23 protein-coding genes are annotated in these 19,402 nt (G+C 38.6%); all 23 read left to right on the top strand.

What is annotated here, in order from left to right; translation table 11 throughout:
* Positions 1 to 269: 269 nt before the first annotated feature.
* The 23 genes from rho (at position 270) to G4D63_RS14440 (ending at position 19,392) form a co-directional block, all read left to right on the top strand.
* The gene (gene rho / locus G4D63_RS14550) at positions 270 to 1,550 is read left to right on the top strand and encodes a transcription termination factor Rho (RefSeq protein ID WP_163180406.1); all 1,281 of its coding nucleotides are present in this window, start codon (positions 270 to 272) and stop codon (positions 1,548 to 1,550) included.
* Between the two features lie 181 nt (positions 1,551 to 1,731).
* Complete coding sequence (rpmE, locus tag G4D63_RS14545; RefSeq protein WP_163180405.1) at positions 1,732 to 1,932, top strand: 50S ribosomal protein L31; 201 nt, start codon at positions 1,732 to 1,734, stop codon at positions 1,930 to 1,932.
* A gap of 216 nt (positions 1,933 to 2,148) precedes the next feature.
* Positions 2,149 to 2,757, top strand: coding sequence for a thymidine kinase (locus G4D63_RS14540; protein ID WP_163180404.1), 609 nt, complete (start codon positions 2,149 to 2,151; stop codon positions 2,755 to 2,757).
* A 58-nt stretch (positions 2,758 to 2,815) separates the two neighbouring features.
* Entirely contained in the window at positions 2,816 to 3,259 is a 444-nt protein-coding gene (locus G4D63_RS14535) for a hypothetical protein (protein ID WP_163180403.1), read from the top strand.
* Between the two features lie 197 nt (positions 3,260 to 3,456).
* On the top strand, positions 3,457 to 4,524 hold the full coding sequence (gene prfA, locus G4D63_RS14530) for a peptide chain release factor 1 (protein WP_163180402.1): 1,068 nt from the start codon (positions 3,457 to 3,459) through the stop codon (positions 4,522 to 4,524).
* Entirely contained in the window at positions 4,525 to 5,376 is an 852-nt protein-coding gene (gene prmC, locus G4D63_RS14525) for a peptide chain release factor N(5)-glutamine methyltransferase (RefSeq protein ID WP_163180401.1), read from the top strand. It abuts the gene before it with no gap.
* Positions 5,377 to 5,762: 386 nt separating this feature from the next.
* Positions 5,763 to 6,395, top strand: coding sequence for a stage II sporulation protein R (gene spoIIR / locus G4D63_RS14520; RefSeq protein WP_163180400.1), 633 nt, complete (start codon positions 5,763 to 5,765; stop codon positions 6,393 to 6,395).
* A gap of 81 nt (positions 6,396 to 6,476) precedes the next feature.
* A complete protein-coding gene (locus G4D63_RS14515) occupies positions 6,477 to 6,923 on the top strand; it encodes a GNAT family N-acetyltransferase (RefSeq protein WP_163180399.1) in 447 nt (148 codons plus the stop codon).
* A 174-nt stretch (positions 6,924 to 7,097) separates the two neighbouring features.
* A complete protein-coding gene (locus G4D63_RS14510; RefSeq protein ID WP_163180398.1) occupies positions 7,098 to 8,144 on the top strand; it encodes an L-threonylcarbamoyladenylate synthase in 1,047 nt (348 codons plus the stop codon).
* Positions 8,145 to 8,212: 68 nt separating this feature from the next.
* Complete coding sequence (locus G4D63_RS14505) at positions 8,213 to 8,767, top strand: manganese efflux pump MntP (RefSeq protein ID WP_163180397.1); 555 nt, start codon at positions 8,213 to 8,215, stop codon at positions 8,765 to 8,767.
* Positions 8,768 to 8,796: 29 nt separating this feature from the next.
* Complete coding sequence (locus G4D63_RS14500; protein ID WP_163180396.1) at positions 8,797 to 9,234, top strand: low molecular weight protein arginine phosphatase; 438 nt, start codon at positions 8,797 to 8,799, stop codon at positions 9,232 to 9,234.
* A 153-nt stretch (positions 9,235 to 9,387) separates the two neighbouring features.
* A complete protein-coding gene (rpiB, locus tag G4D63_RS14495) occupies positions 9,388 to 9,831 on the top strand; it encodes a ribose 5-phosphate isomerase B (protein ID WP_163180395.1) in 444 nt (147 codons plus the stop codon).
* Positions 9,832 to 9,843: 12 nt separating this feature from the next.
* The gene (locus G4D63_RS14490) at positions 9,844 to 10,416 is read left to right on the top strand and encodes a TIGR01440 family protein (protein WP_163180394.1); all 573 of its coding nucleotides are present in this window, start codon (positions 9,844 to 9,846) and stop codon (positions 10,414 to 10,416) included.
* Positions 10,417 to 10,833: 417 nt separating this feature from the next.
* Positions 10,834 to 11,640, top strand: coding sequence for a DUF1189 domain-containing protein (locus tag G4D63_RS14485; protein WP_163180393.1), 807 nt, complete (start codon positions 10,834 to 10,836; stop codon positions 11,638 to 11,640).
* A gap of 125 nt (positions 11,641 to 11,765) precedes the next feature.
* A complete protein-coding gene (locus tag G4D63_RS14480) occupies positions 11,766 to 13,007 on the top strand; it encodes a serine hydroxymethyltransferase (RefSeq protein ID WP_163180392.1) in 1,242 nt (413 codons plus the stop codon).
* Positions 13,008 to 13,326: 319 nt separating this feature from the next.
* Positions 13,327 to 13,956 (top strand): uracil phosphoribosyltransferase, encoded by a 630-nt coding sequence (gene upp, locus G4D63_RS14475; RefSeq protein ID WP_163180391.1) that lies wholly within the window; start codon positions 13,327 to 13,329, stop codon positions 13,954 to 13,956.
* Between the two features lie 122 nt (positions 13,957 to 14,078).
* Positions 14,079 to 16,328 carry a S8 family serine peptidase gene (locus G4D63_RS22120; protein ID WP_163180390.1) on the top strand — a complete coding sequence of 750 codons (2,250 nt, stop codon included), beginning with the start codon at positions 14,079 to 14,081 and terminating at the stop codon, positions 16,326 to 16,328.
* 219 nt (positions 16,329 to 16,547) lie between these two features.
* Positions 16,548 to 16,769 (top strand): AtpZ/AtpI family protein, encoded by a 222-nt coding sequence (locus tag G4D63_RS14465; RefSeq protein WP_163180389.1) that lies wholly within the window; start codon positions 16,548 to 16,550, stop codon positions 16,767 to 16,769.
* Between the two features lie 4 nt (positions 16,770 to 16,773).
* A complete protein-coding gene (locus tag G4D63_RS14460; protein ID WP_163180388.1) occupies positions 16,774 to 17,157 on the top strand; it encodes an ATP synthase subunit I in 384 nt (127 codons plus the stop codon).
* Positions 17,158 to 17,164: 7 nt separating this feature from the next.
* Positions 17,165 to 17,905, top strand: a complete 741-nt coding sequence (gene atpB / locus G4D63_RS14455; RefSeq protein WP_163180387.1) for a F0F1 ATP synthase subunit A — start codon at positions 17,165 to 17,167, stop codon at positions 17,903 to 17,905.
* Positions 17,906 to 17,957: 52 nt separating this feature from the next.
* Complete coding sequence (atpE, locus tag G4D63_RS14450; RefSeq protein ID WP_163180386.1) at positions 17,958 to 18,170, top strand: F0F1 ATP synthase subunit C; 213 nt, start codon at positions 17,958 to 17,960, stop codon at positions 18,168 to 18,170.
* 149 nt (positions 18,171 to 18,319) lie between these two features.
* A complete protein-coding gene (gene atpF / locus G4D63_RS14445; protein WP_204559154.1) occupies positions 18,320 to 18,853 on the top strand; it encodes a F0F1 ATP synthase subunit B in 534 nt (177 codons plus the stop codon).
* Complete coding sequence (locus G4D63_RS14440; protein WP_163180385.1) at positions 18,850 to 19,392, top strand: F0F1 ATP synthase subunit delta; 543 nt, start codon at positions 18,850 to 18,852, stop codon at positions 19,390 to 19,392. The genes atpF and G4D63_RS14440 overlap by 4 nt, the downstream gene beginning before the upstream one ends.
* The last annotated feature ends 10 nt before the right edge of the window (positions 19,393 to 19,402 follow it).

Below are 19,402 nucleotides of genomic sequence, written 5' to 3'. Positions count from 1 at the left end.
CAAAAATAGGACAAGCTCATAATCTGTCAAAATGTTTTATCAGTGGCAGGTGTTGATTAAATCTATAACTTAAGGGTAAAATAAGAATTGCTACGTATTTCATTCGCTTACAAACTTCTTCACAAATTAACTTCGAAGAAATCTTCTTATTTCTTTTCCTTTCCATCATTTCTACCCTTTAAAATACAGGTGAATATGTTTGAAAAGATGGATAATAAGCGCTTGCATGTCACGTACAACAATAATTATGGTAAAAGAGTGGTGTTCAAATGAGTAATAGTCTTACTCTTTCTAGTTTAGAAGAAATGAAATTAAAGGATTTATATGAACAGGCACGTAATTTTAAAGTGTCCTATTATAGCAAGCTTACGAAGAAAGAACTTATTTTTGCTATTCTAAAGGCCCAAGCCGAAAAAGATGGCTTCATGTTTATGGAAGGTGTGCTAGAAATTATTCAGTCTGAAGGCTTTGGCTTCTTAAGACCGATTAATTATTCTCCTAGCTCAGAGGATATTTACATTTCTGCCTCACAAATTAGACGATTTGATTTACGTAACGGTGATAAGGTTTCTGGTAAAGTTAGACCTCCAAAGGAAAACGAGCGCTATTATGGTCTTTTACACGTTGAGGCTGTTAACGGTGATAATCCGGAAACTGCTAAGGAACGCGTTCACTTCCCTGCGCTTACGCCACTTTATCCAGATCGTCAAATTGTTCTTGAGACAAGCCCAACACACATCTCAACAAGGATTATGGATCTCATCTCGCCAGTCGGATTTGGTCAGCGTGGACTGATTGTTGCCCCTCCAAAGGCAGGAAAGACGATGCTATTAAAGGAAATCGCAAATAGTATCACCACGAATCATCCAGAAGCAGAGCTTATTGTTCTACTTGTTGATGAAAGACCAGAGGAAGTAACAGATATTGAACGTTCTGTTGCAGGTGACGTAGTAAGTTCGACTTTTGATGAGGTACCTGAAAATCATATTAAGGTTGCAGAGCTAGTACTTGAGCGTGCGATGAGACTAGTTGAGCATAAAAAAGACGTAATCATCTTAATGGATAGTATCACTCGTTTGGCGAGAGCTTATAATTTGGTTATTCCGCCAAGTGGTAGAACGCTATCTGGAGGTATTGACCCAGCGGCTTTCCATCGTCCAAAGCGATTCTTTGGTGCGGCTCGTAATATTGAAGAGGGTGGTAGCTTAACCATTTTAGCCACTGCTTTAGTTGAAACGGGATCACGTATGGATGATGTCATATATGAGGAATTTAAGGGTACAGGTAATATGGAATTACATCTTGATCGTTCACTTGCAGAAAAGAGAATCTTCCCTGCGATCGACATTCGTCGTTCTGGAACGAGAAAGGAAGAGCTTCTTATTACGAAAGATCATCTAGACAAGCTTTGGACGATCAGAAGAGGAATGACAGATTCTCCAGACTTTGTTGAACGCTTCTTACGTCGTTTGAAGAAAACAAAGACAAATGATGAATTCTTTCAATTAATGGAAGAGGACAAAAAAGGGACAACGGCTAGTAGGTCATAATTTGCCAATAGAACCTTTTGGATAGACGGTTGCAAAACGGACACTGTCCTGATATAATTTCATCATGTGTGATTTTAGCAGTGAGATTTAAACAGCATCTTGCTATGATCTCACTTACGATATGTGTACAAACTTACTCTGATTCAAAAATGGTTTCAGGGCAGAAGGAGATGAAAAAAACATGAAAACAGGAATTCACCCAAACTATAAAAAAGTTATGGTTAAGTGTGCTTGCGGAAACGAATTCGAAACTGGATCTGTATTAAATGAGGTTAAGGTTGAGGTTTGTTCTGAGTGCCACCCATTCTATACTGGACGTCAAAAGTTCGCTAGTGCAGATGGTCGTGTAGATAGATTCAACAAGAAGTATGGTTTAAAGTAAGTTTTACCATATGAAAAGGTACATTACCTTTTAAAAGGCAGGCAAGTGTTCATTCCTTGTCTGCCTTTTTACTTGATAATAAATCACTTTAATACTTAATAAAGAAAAATTGGAAATGATATTTAGTCATTCTCTATTCAATGAAACAGGTATAATAAGTAATACAGTCATTCATTATGAAACAAACGTGAAGACGAGAAAGGGAGAGTCCGTCTTATGTATGAAATGAGAAAAAGCGGTTGGATTGAGGTCATCTGTGGAAGTATGTTTTCGGGAAAATCAGAGGAGCTCATTCGACGTGTGAAGCGTACACAATATGCAAAGCAACATGTTCTGGTATTTAAGCCAGCTATTGATAATAGATACAGCGAAGAAAATGTAGTTTCACATAATGGTACTGCAGTACAAGCACGCCCTGTATCTTCTTCTCGTGAAATTTTAAATCAGACAACAGCTGATGTAGATGTTGTGGCAATTGATGAAGTGCAATTTTTTGATGAGCATATTGGTGAAGTAGCGCAGCAGTTAGCGTATCAAGGTCATCGTGTAATTGTAGCAGGTCTTGATCAAGACTTTAGGGGTGAACCGTTTGGACCGGTTCCTGATTTAATGGCTGTTGCCGAACATGTCACAAAGCTGCATGCAGTTTGTTCAGGTTGTGGATCACCTGCGAGTAGAACACAACGTCTGATAAATAATGAACCAGCATCTTATGATGATCCGATTATCTTAGTAGGAGCTTCAGAATCCTATGAACCACGCTGTAGACACTGCCATGAGGTAAGAAATAAACCAGCGATTATACAAACAACCATGAATTCGTAATATTTTCCATGCAAAGCAGCTTCAACTCAGGGCAATCCTAATGGTAGGAGGGATTAACATGAGAATGAAGCTGCTTTTATTATGTACTGCAATTCTAATTATTTCGGGCTGTAGTCAGGTCCAAACTACCGAAGATCAAAATGGCTTGCAACTTATGGGTGCTGACGGAGGGAACGATGGCTTTTATGATCGAGATCTTCGTGACGAAAGTGTATTCCCACCAAATCAAAGCTCAACCAATTATATTGATGTGAATGAAACACGTCCAACTCTTGGAACGGATGTTGATAAAATCAGAGGTGTGGTCGAAACATTCGATGACGTTACACCGGGTTCTGTATTTCTTAATGGTAATAAAGCCTATGTGACGGTTCATTCAAATAAAAAGTATTCTGAAGAAGAGCGTGATGAGCTACGACATAAGTTACTTCATGATATTACGAAGGCTGTACCACGCTTTCATATCCATGTCCGTGTACATGACGGTGACGGTGAGAGGTAATTAGCTTTGATTAGTTGTTATCAGCCCAAAAAGCTTTGCTAATTTGGGTACTAATTTCACATTCCAAAAACGAGTGAACAACATGTTCCTCGTTTTTTACATATGCATAATATATTGAAGAGCAGGGTTTGCTTTGACTACCTAATTTCTCTATACTATAATTAGAATGTTATGGCTAAAAAATGAGGTGAATGATTGTGTTAGATCGATTACAATCTGTAGAGGATCGTTATGAGCGCTTAAATGAATTATTAAGTGATCCGGATATCGTAAATGATCCAAAGAAACTACGTGACTATTCAAAAGAACAATCTGATATACAAGATACAGTGATGGCATACCGCGAGTACAAAAGTGTACACGAGCAATTACAAGATGCGAAGGCAATGCTTGAGGAAAAGCTTGATGCTGATATGCGTGAGATGGTAAAAATGGAAATAAGTGAATTACAAGAACAAGAAGACGAGCTATCCGAACGTTTGCGTGTCCTTCTTTTACCTAAAGATCCAAATGACGATAAAAACGTTATTATTGAAATTCGTGGGGCTGCAGGTGGAGATGAAGCAGCACTTTTTGCTGGTGACTTATACCGTATGTATTCACGCTTTGCTGAAGCACAAGGCTGGAAGTCGGAAGTAATTGAAGCATCATCTACAGGTGTAGGTGGTTATAAGGAAATTATCTTCATGATTAATGGTAAAGGCGCTTATTCAAAAATGAAATTTGAAAACGGCGCACACCGTGTTCAGCGTGTACCTGAAACTGAGTCTGGTGGACGTATTCATACGTCAACAGCAACCGTTGCTTGTTTACCAGAAGCAGAAGAAGTAGAAGTAGATATTCATGAAAAAGATATTCGCGTGGATACGTATGCTTCAAGTGGAGCTGGAGGTCAATCGGTTAATACAACGATGTCAGCTGTTCGTTTAACACATATCCCGACTAACACGGTTGTAACGTGTCAGGATGAGAAATCTCAAATCAAAAATAAAGAAAAAGCAATGAAGGTATTACGTGCTCGTGTTTTCGATAAAATTAACCAAGAAATTCAAGCAGAATATGATGCAAATCGTAAATCTGCTGTTGGTACTGGTGACCGTTCAGAGCGTATTAGAACATACAACTTCCCGCAAAACCGTATCACTGATCACCGTATTGGATTAACGCTTCAGAAGCTTGATCAAGTTCTGCAAGGAAAGCTTGATGAAGTAATTAATGCTCTCATTATGGAAGATCAAGCATCACGTATGGAGCAGGCAGAATAAATGTTTACAAAAGTGTATGAAGCCCTAAATTGGGCTTCTTCTTTTTTAGAGGAAGCTGGCAGGGAAGCCAAAGCGGGAGAGCTTCTTTTACTGCATATTTTACAGCAAAACCGAACTCAGCTTTTTATGAATATGAGAGAAGAGCTATCAGAACAACAGAAGTCAGCATTTATAGAAGCAGTTGAGTTACATAAACAGGGTATTCCGATTCAGCATATTATCGGCTATGAGGAATTCTACGGTCGTCGCTTTGAAGTGAACCCGGAAGTGTTAATTCCACGGCCTGAAACAGAAGAACTTGTTATTGGGGTCATAGAAAGAATGAATATGCATTTTCCGAACCAAGGACCACTAGAATTAGTAGATGTAGGGACTGGTAGTGGAGCCATTGCTATAACTTTATCGCTTGAAGCGTCACGTCTAAACATATGGGCGACTGATATTGCGAACAGCTCTTTACAGGTAGCTATACGAAATGCTGAAAAATTGGAAGCAAGGGTTACGTTTATTCAAGGTGACCTGCTTGTGCCGCTTATACAAGCGGGGAAAAAGGTTGATATCGTTGTTTCTAATCCTCCTTATATTCCGAATGATGAAGAATTATCAGTAGTCGTTAAAGATCATGAACCACATCGGGCTCTTTTTGGAGGGAACGATGGATTGGATTTTTATCGAAGATTTATGGAAGAGCTTCCTGCCGTACTAAAAGATAGGGCAATGGTTGCCTTCGAGGTTGGTGCTGGTCAAGGTGAAGCGGTTGCTACAATGCTAAGAAACACGTTTCCTCATGCTTCAGTTGAAGTGAAGGATGATATAAATGGGAAAGATCGAATGGTCTATGCGTTAATATAGGGTTAAATAGTGAAAAAATAAGGTTTTGTGCAATTCACCTTGGCTTTTATGCAATTATGAAAAGTTTGGGTGCAATTAATCATAAGATTTATGCAATTATCCCATAGATTTGTGCAATTCTCTCTTCCAGGAGGAAATGCACCTGCATTTTAAGGTGATTTTAAGACTTATATAACAATTATGGATAAAAAGAGAGGTGGAATTCCTCTCTTTTTTATCTTTTGTCCCACAATTGCTTTAGTGGAAGGCGTTTGGCATTTTATAAGCTGGAAAAAACAACGCGTATATAAACAAATTTAAAAGTTTACTAGATTTTTTTAATTTACTAGTTTAAGATTCTATTTTTTTGACTACACTGTCTTAGTGAAGGGACGGTGCAGAGAAAAATGAAACTAAAAAAATTAACGAAGCTGGCTATTATATATATTCTATTATTATTTATTGGGGCTACACTATCATTATCAATGAAGCCTGTAATGGCAGATACAGAGGAACCGGCAGTCATTCCTGATGAGGCAATTCGACTTAGGATTCTAGCAAATAGTAATTCAAGTGAAGATCAGGCATTAAAGGTAAAGGTGCGAGATGAGGTTAATAAAGAGATCACAAAGTGGGTAGAAGAGCTAACGTCGATCCAAGATGCTAGAGATTTAATTCAGAATCGCCTGGGTGACATTGAAGTGATTGTAGAGAGAGTTCTAGAAGAAGAAAATAGTGATCAAGCTTTTACAGTAGGGTATGGAAAGCAAGTGAAATTCCCAACAAAGGTATATGGCTCTTACTTATATCCTGCTGGTGAATATGAAGCGATTTTAATTACTTTAGGTGAAGCACAAGGTAACAATTGGTGGTGTGTTCTATTTCCTCCTCTATGCTTCTTGGATTTTGGAAATGGTGAAGCGGTAGATGCTTCAAAAGATGAAGCAAAACAAGCTGTAACAGCTGAAGTGGTAGAAGAAGAATCAGAAGTGGAAGTGAAGTTCTTTGTTGTAGAATGGTTGTCTAAAATTTTTGGTTAAAACAAATCTAGTAAACTGTTCTATTTTACTTTTCTCTTTCATAGGTTATAGCAAAGGACAAATGAACAGGGGGAATATAAGTTGACAACTACTATTATTCGTACTGCAGAACCAAAGGATTTAGGAGAAATGATGTCATTCCTTGGACAAGCTCAGGTGAGCACAAAGGGACTAGCGGAACAAATTGATCACTTTATCGTAATGGAGGATTTGGACAATAATCTATTAGGAACTCTAGGGATTCAGAGAGTAGAACAGGATGGCCTACTACGTTCTCTCGTTATTTCGCCCAAAGCAGAACAAACTACGATTCTTGATATGTTTCAACAAATCTTAAAGCTTGCCAAGGAAAAGGAATTAAAGCGTCTATATTTGGCTACTAATAAAATTGTCTCAATTGAATTTTTTACACTACTTGGCTTCCGTCAAAAAGATCTTGTGGATATTCCAAGTTATATACTTGAAACAGAGCACTTAGAAGAATCACTTCAACTGGATGAAACCGTAGTAATGGAGTTCGTAATTTGAGTTATCCACATAGTTATACACAAAAGAGGTGAGTTACCCACAGTTTTGTGGAAAACTCACCTCTTTTTGTGTATAAACAGCTTTAAAATAAGTGAGTTTTAGGCAATAGTTTATAATCTTTCTAATTTGTGCTTTAATAGTGTAATAAATTGTGTTCACTTGAGGTGTTTAAACATGGAAACAAAGAAATGGGTTGTGGATATGGTAGATAACTTATCCACAAGTTGTCCACAAATAAAGGAAGCTGCCCAGTTACTAAGGGAAAATGAAGTGGTGGCTTTTCCTACTGAGACCGTTTACGGACTTGGAGGCAATGCCACTTCTACTGAAGCAGTTGATAAAATTTTTAAAGCAAAGGGACGGCCCAGCGACAACCCGTTGATCGTACATATTGCAGATGAAGAGCAGCTTAAAGATCTAGTAACAGATATAACTGAAACGGCCAAAAAGCTAATCGACTTATATTGGCCGGGTCCATTAACACTTATCCTACCTGCTAAGGTAGGTGCTGTTTCGGAAAGTGTCACTGCGGGTTTATCCACAGTTGCGGTAAGGATGCCAGATCATCCGGTTGCACTTGCTCTTCTAAAGGAAACAGGACTTCCACTTGCTGCACCCAGTGCCAATCTATCTGGAAAGCCAAGTCCTACCTCAGCGAATCACGTCTGGAATGATTTGTGTGGAAGAATCGCTGGCCTTGTGGATGGTGGGGTGACCGGAGTGGGGGTAGAATCTACTGTTGTGGACTGTACAGAGGAAATTCCTATTGTTTTAAGACCGGGTGGTATAACGAAGGAACAAATTGTACAGGCTGTCGGAAAGGTGGGGATGGACCCTGCCCTTCAAAAACAGGATGAGACTCCTAAATCTCCTGGTATGAAGTACACTCACTATGCTCCTAACGCTCCTTTGTTTATTGTGAAGGGAAGTACATCGTTTCTACAGACTCTAGTAGATGTAGAAATGAAAGAAGGGAAAAGAGTGGGTATATTAGCAACAGATGAGACTGTAAACAACTACCGAGCAAACGTTAAGTTATCGTGTGGTTCCAGAACAAACTTATCCACAGTTGCGAATCGTTTATACGAAGCTTTGAGAGGTTTTGATGAGGCTGAGCTAGATCTCATTTATAGTGAATCATTTTCGACAGTTGGAATTGGTGAAGCGATCATGAATCGACTTGAAAAAGCAGCAGGGCATCAAATCATTGTCGAAAAATAAATTTCCTTCTATTTTCTCTTGGACTTGCATAAGTTGAATTAGCAAGTCCAAGGGGGTTAGAAACAGATATGTTTGCAATATCAGGAGAAGTTCTTACTTTATTTATCATGGCATTTGCGCTAGGAATGGACGCCTTTTCTGTTGGGCTTGGAATGGGATTAATTCCTCTTCGATTAAAACAGATCCTTTACATAGGAATTACAATTGGTATATTTCATGTTTGGATGCCATTAGTTGGTATCACTATTGGAGGATTTTTATCTGATCAATTCGGTAACATCGCGTCCATAGTTGGGGGAGTTCTTTTACTATTACTAGGGCTTCAAATGATTGTTTCTTCTTTCAAAGACGATGATGAACCGATGATTACTCCTAAAGGTTTTGGCTTAATAATATTTGCATTAAGTGTAAGTCTAGATAGTTTTTCTGTTGGATTAAGTCTAGGTATTTATAAAGTTCATGTAATTTTAGCGATCCTAATGTTCGGTGTGGTAAGTATGATTTTGACATGGGCTGGTTTACTATTAGGCAGAAGAGTCCAGGAGTGGATGGGTTCATATGGTGAAGCGTTAGGCGGGAGTATTTTATTTGCATTTGGAATTAAACTACTATTACCTTTGTAGTAATAGGCTTGTTAGGAAGGGGTTTTTTTATGAACCTGTTATTTGTTTGTACGGGTAATACATGTAGAAGTCCGATGGCTGAAGCGATCGCGAAGCATCTATCAAACGATATTCATATAAAATCAGCTGGTGTCTATGCAGTTGAAGGAAGTGCGGCCTCAATTCATACAGTTGAGGCTCTTTCTGAGCAAGGGGTTCCGATTAATCATTCATCACAAGGATTAACAAAGAATCTCGTTGATTGGGCTACCTATATTTTTACAATGACACAATCTCATAAAGATATGATTGTCAGGCAATATCCAGAGTCTTTACCGAAGATTTATACGATAAAGGAGTTTGCTCAGAATTCCCAAAGTGACGTAATGGATCCATATGGTGGGCCAATAGAGGTGTATCGACAAACGTTTAATGAGCTAAATGAAGTTGTACAAGCTCTATTAAAGGAATTAGAGAAGAATCGTTAATATCAATCTTCTCTCTTGCTTATACTAAGGGCTATACTGCAAATTGAATTATGAGGTAAAAGGTTTTAGTATAGAAGAGGAAGTATCAAAAAGTCGGTGTACTTCTTTTTGAACGGGTTCTATAGTAGAAGATTCGTAGATGAGGTGTAGAGAATGAAAGTGGCAATTGCTTCAGATCATGGTGGAATAAATATTCGCGAGGAAATAAAGAGCCTGCTAAAGGAGTTGGGCATTGAGTTTGTGGATTTAGGCTGTGAATGTAGCACTTCTGTTGACTATCCAGACTATGCTTTACCAGTTGCTGAAATGGTAGCTAATGGAGAGGTTGACAGAGGGATACTTGTTTGTGGAACTGGAATTGGGATGAGTATTGCAGCGAATAAGGTAAAGGGAATTCGTTGTGCTTTAGTACATGATATGTTTAGTGCAAAAGCAACGCGAGAGCATAATGATAGTAACATTTTAGCGATGGGTGAGAGAGTCATTGGTCCTGGACTTGCTCGTGAAATTGCAAAAATATGGCTTACCACAGAATATGAAGGTGGTAGACATGCTAACCGGGTTGGGAAAATTTCAAGCTATGAAGAAACGAAATAGGGTGTACAAGCGATGAAACCAGAACTTCAACAGTTAACTCAGCAGCTTCAACAAATTATTACAGATTTTAAAAATCAAACGAATCTAATTAAAGACAAAATCATCGTTGTTGGTTGTAGTACTAGTGAGGTAATCGGGGAAAGAATCGGAACGGCAGGCACAGAGGAAGTAGCAGGACTAATATTCGAAGAGTTATTGTCTCTTTCTAAGGCAACAAATACTCATCTTGCCTTTCAAGCATGTGAGCATCTTAATCGGGCAATCATCGTGGAAAGAATAACAGCTACCCAATTTTCTCTTGAAGAGGTATCAGTTATTCCAGTTAGAAGAGCGGGTGGTGCTATGGCCACTTATGCCTATCAACATTTTACTGATCCCGTTGTCGTTGAATTCATCAAGGCAGATGCTGGAATCGACATTGGTGATACATTCATAGGCATGCATCTAAAACATGTAGCTGTTCCCATTCGAGCGACAATTAAGCAGCTAGGTCATGCCCATGTGACAATGGCCAGTACAAGGCCAAAGTTAATAGGTGGACAACGAGCGGTTTATACACAAGAGGATAGCAATCTCTCCTGTTAAATCTGGAGCAGATTGTTTTTTTTATTGTTAAAAATATACAATCTCCTGATATAATATAGGCAGTGTGAATAAGGTTTTAGAAGTGTCAGATCCCTTTTATAAGAATTGGTAAGGGATGAGTTTTATTTACAAGTCACTTCTTGTTTACTTGGATAGTGGATAGCTATGGCTCTTTAGTAAGGTATGTCGCTTAAAATAATTTAAAAACCTAGAGTTGATTGGAACGGAAGGCGCTTGACTCCTGCGGGACATAGAGGGAATCGTGAGACCCCGGAGGCGAAGCTGAGGAGGCTCACGTCCCTCCCCGCGGAAAGCAAGTGCCTGTAGTGGAGATCAACGGGCCACATGTAATTTGTGTTTAGGTTTAAATAGCAACACGTATACAAAACAGCCAAAACAAAAAAGTGAGGTAAAAAAATGAAAAAAAAGCTACCGTTTTTTAGAAAGTTTAAATACGCAATCGTAAAACCGAGTGCCTACCCAGAAATGGTACAGGAAGGTGTAAAGCGAGCAATTCTTTATTTACTATTACTAGCTTTAACTCTCGGAGTAATTAGTGCAACTTACCATACAGTAACTTCTGCAATCTCTTACAATGCCTTTATAAGTAACTTGAAAAAAGATGTACCTGATTTCGCACTGGAAAATGGCGAATTAACAGTCGAAGGTGACGAGCCCATTATCTATGAAGAAAATACTGTTGGTGAAACCTTCATCATCGATGACACAGGGACTTATACTAGAGAAAGTGTTGATACCCTTCTAACTGAATACTCGACAGTAGTATTAGTTACAAAAGAATACATAATTACAGCTGATGGTGCAGAAATAACAGAATATCGCTTTTCAGATTTTGGCGACTTTTATGTGGATAAAGAAATGCTTCTTTCATTTCTTCCTTACCTAACATGGTTATTGGTTCTTGTAGGAATTGGAATAGTCTTCTGGTTCTTTGTAAGTAAGCTAATCATGGGCTTCCTCTATGCATTATTCGGTATGATTGTCGCTAGTATCTTGAAGAAAAAAATGTCTTATGGAAAGTTATATAGCCTAGGTTTATATGCCATTACTGTTCCAAGTATCCTTGCAATTATTTTATCAATGATTGGTTTTAGTTTACCGTGGGTTATGTATGTGGCGATTGTAATTGTTTATTATGTTTTAGCCCTTCGCTCCTTGTCGGTAGTGGAAAGTAATCAAGCCGAGGACCTGATAGAAGAGTAGGAAACTTTTAACAGTAAAACCGAACATTTATTATACTGTGATAATTTATAATTCGTCTTTTATCGTTATGGGAAAGATGTTAAAATGGTAGGGGTAAGCGTTACATAAAAAAGGGGGACTGGACCGTGAGTACGTTAAGTAATCAAGATCAACTAGTTTTTGAAGCAATTGAAGCTGAACGGAAAAGACAGCAAGACAAGATTGAGTTAATCGCATCTGAAAACTTCGTTAGTCAAGCAGTAATGGAAGCACAAGGTTCCGTTATGACGAATAAATATGCAGAAGGTTATCCGGGTCGTCGCTACTATGGTGGCTGTGAGCACGTTGATGTTGTCGAAAACTTAGCTCGTGACAGAGCAAAAGAACTATTCGGTGCTGAACATGCCAATGTCCAACCTCACTCTGGTGCGCAAGCTAATATGGCTGTTTATTTTACAATCCTCCAAACAGGAGATACAGTATTAGGGATGAACCTATCACATGGTGGCCATTTAACACATGGTAGTCATGTTAACTTTAGTGGAATTCAATATAACTTTGTTGAATACGGTGTTGATGAAGTAACGCACCGAATCAATTATGAGGATGTTTTAGAAAAGGCACGAGAAACGAAACCTAAATTAATTGTAGCTGGGGCAAGTGCTTATCCTAGAGAGATTGACTTCCAAAAATTCAGAGAAATTGCTGATGAAGTCGGTGCATACTTAATGGTGGATATGGCTCATATCGCTGGGCTAGTGGCAGCGGGTCTTCATCCAAATCCTGTTCCATATGCTGACTTTGTTACAACAACTACTCACAAAACATTACGCGGACCGCGTGGTGGAATGATTTTATGTAGAGAAGAGTTTGCAAAGCAAATCGATAAATCTGTGTTCCCTGGTATTCAAGGTGGTCCATTAATGCATGTAATTGCAGCAAAGGCAGTGGCCTTTGGCGAAGCGCTTCAAGATGATTTTAAAGTGTATGCAAAAAATGTGATCGATAACGCATCTCGTTTAGCTGCTTCATTGAAAAAAGAAGGACTAACGATTGTGTCAGATGGTACAGACAATCACTTATTATTAGTTGATGTTCGTTCTCTTGGAATCACAGGTAAACTAGCTGAAAAAGTTTTAGATGAAGTGGGAGTAACCGTTAATAAAAATACGATTCCTTTTGATCCGGCTAGCCCTTTTGTGACAAGTGGCGTTCGTATTGGAACGGCAGCAGTAACATCTAGAGGATTCGGTCTAGAAGAAATGGACGAAATTGCAGCAATTATTGCTCTAACACTTCGTAGCCCAGAAGATGAATCAGTCTTAGCTGAGGCGTCAAAACGTGTATTAGCATTAACAGAAAGATTTCCACTGTATACAAACGCGTAAATTTCGCATCCGGGTGATAGATCATAAACTGATCTATCACTTTTTTTATTTTATATGAAATTATAAACGTTGTTCATTTGTGAATAAATAAGGGTAGTGTATAGTAATCCAGCTCTAGCGCCCAGCCCCTCGAAGGAACATTTGCTTGTCGGGGCTAAACGGGGCGCTTGCGCCTTTTGTTCTGGGTATTTTTAATTCAAAATAAAATTTGTATAAGAGTAGATAATAAGAATAGGAAGCTTGCCCTTAGGTAGGTTTTTCTGTAAAATCAATGAAGGTTGTAACAAAAAGGATAAAGTATCCAAGGGAGCTGACATATTTGAGTAAAGTCTATGTATTTGATCATCCGTTAATTCAACATAAACTATCATACATAAGAGATAAACGTACAGGTACAAAGGAATTCCGTGAGCTAGTCGATGAAGTTGCAAGTTTAATGGCTTTTGAAATTACACGTGATTTACCTTTAGAAGAGGTTGAAATCGAGACACCTGTCGCGATTGCGAAATCGAAAATGCTTGCTGGTAAAAAGCTAGGATTAATACCAATTCTACGTGCGGGCCTTGGAATGGTAGATGGGATTTTAAAGTTAATTCCTGCTGCAAAGGTAGGACATGTTGGACTATATCGGGATCCGGAGACACTTCAACCAGTTGAATATTATGTGAAGTTACCTAGCGATGTGGAAGAGAGAGATTTTATTGTGTTAGATCCTATGCTAGCAACTGGCGGATCTGCTGCTGAAGCAATTAACTCATTGAAAAAGCGTGGAGCTAAAAATATTAAGCTAATGTGTATTATTGCTGCACCTGAAGGAGTGGCGCTTGTTCAAGAAGCACACCCAGACGTTGATATCTTCGTCGCTGCAATGGATGAAATGCTTAACGATCATGGTTACATTGTTCCTGGATTAGGTGATGCAGGTGACCGTTTATTTGGAACGAAATAAAAGTGGTTTTATAGTGTAGTAAAGGAGTGGGGGACAGGCCCCCACTCCTTTATTGCGTTTATGCAAGAGAGAAGAATGGAACTTTGGCATGTTGCACACCCTACGTTAAAGAGGTGGGATATATGCTTAGAAAATGTAAGGTATGGTTATTAATTTCTTTACTTGTCTTTTTACTAGTACCGACTTTAACTGGAGCAAGCTCTGTCTTTACTTTTCCGGAGCGTCCCCCGGTACCGGAGGATCTCGGCGAGGAAATAGAGTCGGTTATTGTGGTAGCGGAGTCTTTTAAAAAAGAAGAGTTGATGAAAAAGATTAAGAAATTTTCTTCTATAAAGATAACTTCTATTTTTGATACAGCTTTTAACGGGGTTTCACTGACAGGGAAGAGGGAAGAAGTTCAGAGAATAGCAGAATTAGCAGAAGTGGAGAGCGTATATCCTAATCATACGTATCAGGCCACAATTGAAAAAAGTGTACCTTATATAGGTGCCGAGGATATTAGGAGCTACCTAGATGTTGAAAATCACCGATTAACAGGAGAAGGAATTAAAGTTGGAGTGATTGATACCGGAGTAGATTACTCGCATCCGGATTTATATCGCAATTTTAAAGGTGGCTTTGATTTAGTTGATCATGATAAAGATCCAATGGAAACAAAGGCATCCCAGGGGATGCCAACCATGCATGGAACGCATGTAGCTGGCATTATTGCTGCAGATGGAAAGATTCAAGGTGTTGCACCAAAGGCTCAGATTATTGCCTATCGTGCACTAGGTCCTGGTGGAATGGGTACATCTGAACAAGTAATTGCAGCTATTGAAAAGGCAATTAAGGATAAGGTAGATGTCATCAACCTGTCACTTGGTAACAATGTAAATGGACCTGATTGGCCGACTAGCTTAGCCTTAAATAAGGCGGTTGAACATGGTATAGTTGCCGTCACCTCAAGTGGAAACTCTGGTCCGGAGATGTGGACGGTTGGTTCACCGGGAACCTCTTCTAAGGCAATCTCTGTAGGTGCCTCTACTCCGCCAATAAAAGTTCCTTATCTATCTTTTAGCACTAGAGGTAAAGAGATAGAATTAACACCTATGCAAGGAGGACAGCCTTGGGATTATAAAAGAGAGGTTAAACTCGTCGATAGTGGGAAAGGTTATCCCGAAGAAATTCCTGAAAACGTAAAAGGTAATATAGCGCTTATGGAACGAGGGACAATTCCTTTCACAGAGAAGGTCTTTAATGCTCTCGAAAATGGAGCAGTGGGTGTCGTTATATATAATAATGTAAATGGAAGTTTTGCAGGTGGATTGGAAGTGGAGTTTGCGATTCCTGTTGTGTCTATTTCAAAAGAAGACGGAGAATATATCAAAAAAAATCTAAAGGTAAATCCATATATTCATACGGAGTTCAAAAAAATAGAAGATAGTATGGCGGATTTCAGTTCGAGAGGTCCTGTTACGTATACGTGGGATGTAAAGCCGGATGTTGTAGCACCTGGTGTGGCCATTAACAGTACAGTGCCGAATGGATATGTTTCCTTACAAGGAACAAGTATGGCCGCACCTCATGTTGCTGGGGCAGCCGCTCTAATTAAACAGGCACATCCGAATTGGAGTCCTGAACAAATTAAGGCTTCTCTAATGAACACGGCAAAACGGTTAAATCAAGGAAAAGATTTATATGAGCCAATTGTGCAAGGAGCAGGCAGAATTCAAATTGATCAGGCTGTAAAAGCTGACACATTAGTATACCCAGGTTCCTTTTCATTTGGAATGTTTCATAATGAAGACCCTCGTACAGAGAAAACCATCACGCTTACGATTGATAACCAAAGTTCGGAGGAAAAAGAGTATAGCTTTGAACAGCCATTTGCTGAAAATGGCCTGCAATGGCATTTGCCCAAAAGCTTTAAAGTAGGCCCAAAGGAAAAACAGAAAGTAAGCATTTCATTAGACTTAACTCCTTCGATTTTAAAGGAAGGAATCTACTCTAAGTGGCTTACCATCTATGAACAGGGTAAGCCCATTCATCTTCCTTACCTATTTGTCATTGAAGAACCTGATTATCCTCGGATTATGGGCTTTCAATTTGGACCAGGAGACACACCGGACACCTATCGGTACGAAGCCTATTTACCGGGTGGGGCAGAAGAACTTGGCATCATTTTGTATGATCCTGATACCTTACGATTCATAAAATATTTAGATTACACAAAGAATATAGCGCGAGGTCTTATTAAGAAGCAGCTAACAAAGGAAGAGATTGGGGTAATTGGAACATTTAAAGGGTTAGTTTTTGTAAAGTATAAAGGTAAAGAAGATACGATTGAAACAATTATTAATATTGACTCAACATTCGTAGGAAACAAGTAATAAACGGACAATCGCAGCAAAGGAATAAATGTGAACATTTTGCAAACACAAAAATTGGTGAATTAACTTTTTGGTAGGAACACGTTGACATTGACAATACCCTATTGTATGCTTACAAAGGGTATGATGATAAGGGTTACAAACCGATAGAATCAATGTTTCTCGAAGCTTTTCTATCGATGGAAAAATTCACTTTTGTAGTCGGAGGAGCGCCAATATATGAGCAGGAATAATCGGCATCCTATGCATGCGATGGCATTGTACGGAGCCATCCTTTCTCAACTGGTAGGTTCGATTTTAATAGGGATTTTCCTAGGAAGATGGCTAGATCAAACAATTGGTTCATTCCCTCTTTTCCTAATCATTGGACTTCTACTAGGATTGGCAACAGGCATTTACTCAATGCTGCGATTAGTCCGTCACTTTTTTTCAGGGGAATGAGTACATGTCCGATATTAAAGACATCTTCATACGGCATAGGAAATACATATTTTTCTTGCTGGCAATCTATGTGCTTGCGTGGGGTTTTACACCCTATCAACCGTTTTTCCTAGGGTTAATATTTGGTACTTCCTTAAGTCTATATAATCTATGGCTTATGGTACGAAAGATTGATCGATTTGGACAAGCGATTGCTGAAGGCAAACGTGTCTCGTCAATCGGAACATTTACAAGATTGGCCTCAGGAGCCCTAGTTGTTTTGATTTCACTCCGCTATCCAGAGCATATCCATATAGCCGGAGCAATTTTGGGATTAATGACAAGTTACATTGTTATTATGATAGATATTATAATCCAATTCTTTTTAAATGGCAGGGAAAAGAGGTGAACACACATTGGGTCATTCAACTCCTACTGTAGAATTTTTAGGACTAGTATTTAGTTGGTCCAACATTATGATGACCAGTATTACTGCTGCTATTGTGTTTATCATCGCTATTATGGCTACTCGAACATTAACTTTATACCCAACCGGAGTTCAAAACTTCATAGAATGGGTTATGGATTTTGTTAAGAATATCATTAATAGTACGATGGATTGGCACACAGGTGGAAGATTCCTAACCTTAGGGATGACAATTCTCATGTATGTATTCGTAGCAAACATGATAGGACTACCATTTGCAATTATTGATAAAACATCACATGAGTTATGGTGGAAATCACCAACAGCAGATCCGATCATTACACTTACTTTAGCAGTGATGGTTGTAGCTTTATCTCATTTCTATGGAATAAAGCTAAAAGGAGCGAAGGAATATGGTAAAGATTATTTTAGACCGATGCCATTTTTATTCCCTCTTAAGATTATTGAAGAATTCTCAAATACGTTAACGTTAGGTCTGCGTCTTTATGGGAATATCTTTGCTGGGGAAATATTACTAGGGCTACTTGCTGGTATGGCTGTAGCAGGATATGAAACTGGTATTTTCTCAGGGATTTTAGGTTCAGTTGCTGCCTTTATCCCAATGATGATATGGCAAGCGTTTAGTATCTTTATTGGAGCAATCCAAGCATTTATCTTCACTATGTTAACGATGGTCTATATGGCACACAAAGTGAGTCATGACCATTAAAATAAATTATTTTAAATAATACAATGTTTATATTATTAAGGAGGAATTATTAATGGGTGCATTAGCAGCAGCAATTGCTATTGGTTTAGCAGCATTAGGTGCAGGTTTTGGTAACGGGATGATCGTAAGTAAGACAGTTGAAGGGATTGCTCGTCAACCTGAGTTACGTGCTCCACTTCAAACTACAATGTTCATCGGGGTAGCTTTAGTTGAGGCGATTCCAATCATCGCAGTAGTAGTAGCGTTCATGGTAATGGGACAATAATAATCATTTGAACATATAAAAAGTTCAATAGTGGCGAAGTCGTCTCTACTAGAGAATCTTCGCCATTCCTTTATGTAAAATAGTAAAGATTCAGTCTTTAAATAATAAACAAGTTGAAAACATCGAACTCTTCGAAAGGAGTGAACAATGTGCCGTTCAATTTCGATATATTCATTTTAGCTGCTGAAGCAGGCCCGTTTAAGTTGAATACGGGAGATATTATATTCCAGCTTTTAGTTTTCTTAGTATTATTAGCTCTTTTACGTAAATTTGCTTTTGGTCCATTAATGGGCATCATGAAGGAACGTGAAAGTAGAATTGCTAACGAAATTCAATCAGCTGAACAAAATAATGCAGACGCTAAAAAACTAGTTGAAGAACAACGAGAAATGTTAAAACAATCTCGTCAAGAAGCACAAGAATTGATTGAAAATGCTAAGAAGCTTGGTGAAGAGCAAAAGAATAGTATTGTTCTAGAAGCTCGTAACGAAGCTACTCGAATTAAAGATTCAGCAGTAAAAGAAATTGCCCAAGAAAAAGATCAAGCGATTGCTGCATTACGTGAGCAAGTTGCTTCATTATCTGTTCTAATTGCTTCTAAAGTTATTGAAAAAGAACTTAACGAGCAAGACCAACAAAAACTAATTAACGACTACATTCAAGACATTGGAGAAGCACGATGAGTAATGGCAGAGTAGCAAAACGCTATGCAACCGCTCTTTTTCAAGTAGCAAATGAACAGGGTATATTAGAACAAGTTGAAAATGAACTGAACACAGTTAAATCTGTATTCGAAGGCAATAAAGAACTAGCATCTGTCTTAAATCACCCAAAGGTAACTAGGGTGACTAAGAAAGCATTAATTAAAGAAAGCTTTAAAGATGTATCAGCTCCTGTACTAAATGTTTTGCTTATTCTAGTAGATCGTGACCGTCAAGCTGTGATTCCAGAAGTAGCTGAATTCTTCATTGAAGAAGCGAACAATGCAAGAGGAATTGCGGATGCAAAAGTTTATACAGTAAGAGCGTTAACTGAAGATGAAAAGTCTACGTTATCGCAAGCTTTTGCTAAAAAGTTTGGCAAAACTTCACTTAGAATTCAAAACATTGTTGATCCAAAAGTATTAGGCGGAGTGAAGCTTCGCGTTGGTAACCGTATATATGATGGAAGTGTTAGCAGTAAATTAGCTCGTGTAGAACGAGAGTTATTGAACAAGAGATAGGGGTGAAATT

The organism is Bacillus mesophilus, from assembly GCF_011008845.1.
Classification (GTDB): Bacteria; Bacillota; Bacilli; order Bacillales; family SA4; genus Bacillus_BS; species Bacillus_BS mesophilus.
The sequence above is the reverse complement of the archived record's forward strand: the minus strand, read 5'-3'. Positions and strand labels throughout refer to the sequence as shown.

Bases quoted from the DNA above. Each gene is read 5' to 3' on its own strand.
- rho (WP_163180406.1), top strand. From the start codon at position 270: ATGAGTAATAGTCTTACTCTTTCTAGTTTAGAAGAAATGAAATTAAAG.
- rpmE (WP_163180405.1), top strand. From the start codon at position 1,732: ATGAAAACAGGAATTCACCCAAACTATAAAAAAGTTATGGTTAAGTGT.
- G4D63_RS14540 (WP_163180404.1), top strand. From the start codon at position 2,149: ATGTATGAAATGAGAAAAAGCGGTTGGATTGAGGTCATCTGTGGAAGT.
- G4D63_RS14535 (WP_163180403.1), top strand. From the start codon at position 2,816: ATGAGAATGAAGCTGCTTTTATTATGTACTGCAATTCTAATTATTTCG.
- prmC (WP_163180401.1), top strand. From the start codon at position 4,525: ATGTTTACAAAAGTGTATGAAGCCCTAAATTGGGCTTCTTCTTTTTTA.
- spoIIR (WP_163180400.1), top strand. From the start codon at position 5,763: ATGAAACTAAAAAAATTAACGAAGCTGGCTATTATATATATTCTATTA.
- G4D63_RS14510 (WP_163180398.1), top strand. From the start codon at position 7,098: ATGGAAACAAAGAAATGGGTTGTGGATATGGTAGATAACTTATCCACA.
- G4D63_RS14505 (WP_163180397.1), top strand. From the start codon at position 8,213: ATGTTTGCAATATCAGGAGAAGTTCTTACTTTATTTATCATGGCATTT.
- G4D63_RS14500 (WP_163180396.1), top strand. From the start codon at position 8,797: ATGAACCTGTTATTTGTTTGTACGGGTAATACATGTAGAAGTCCGATG.
- rpiB (WP_163180395.1), top strand. From the start codon at position 9,388: ATGAAAGTGGCAATTGCTTCAGATCATGGTGGAATAAATATTCGCGAG.
- G4D63_RS14490 (WP_163180394.1), top strand. From the start codon at position 9,844: ATGAAACCAGAACTTCAACAGTTAACTCAGCAGCTTCAACAAATTATT.
- G4D63_RS14485 (WP_163180393.1), top strand. From the start codon at position 10,834: ATGAAAAAAAAGCTACCGTTTTTTAGAAAGTTTAAATACGCAATCGTA.
- G4D63_RS22120 (WP_163180390.1), top strand. From the start codon at position 14,079: ATGCTTAGAAAATGTAAGGTATGGTTATTAATTTCTTTACTTGTCTTT.
- G4D63_RS14465 (WP_163180389.1), top strand. From the start codon at position 16,548: ATGAGCAGGAATAATCGGCATCCTATGCATGCGATGGCATTGTACGGA.
- G4D63_RS14460 (WP_163180388.1), top strand. From the start codon at position 16,774: ATGTCCGATATTAAAGACATCTTCATACGGCATAGGAAATACATATTT.
- atpE (WP_163180386.1), top strand. From the start codon at position 17,958: ATGGGTGCATTAGCAGCAGCAATTGCTATTGGTTTAGCAGCATTAGGT.
- G4D63_RS14440 (WP_163180385.1), top strand. From the start codon at position 18,850: ATGAGTAATGGCAGAGTAGCAAAACGCTATGCAACCGCTCTTTTTCAA.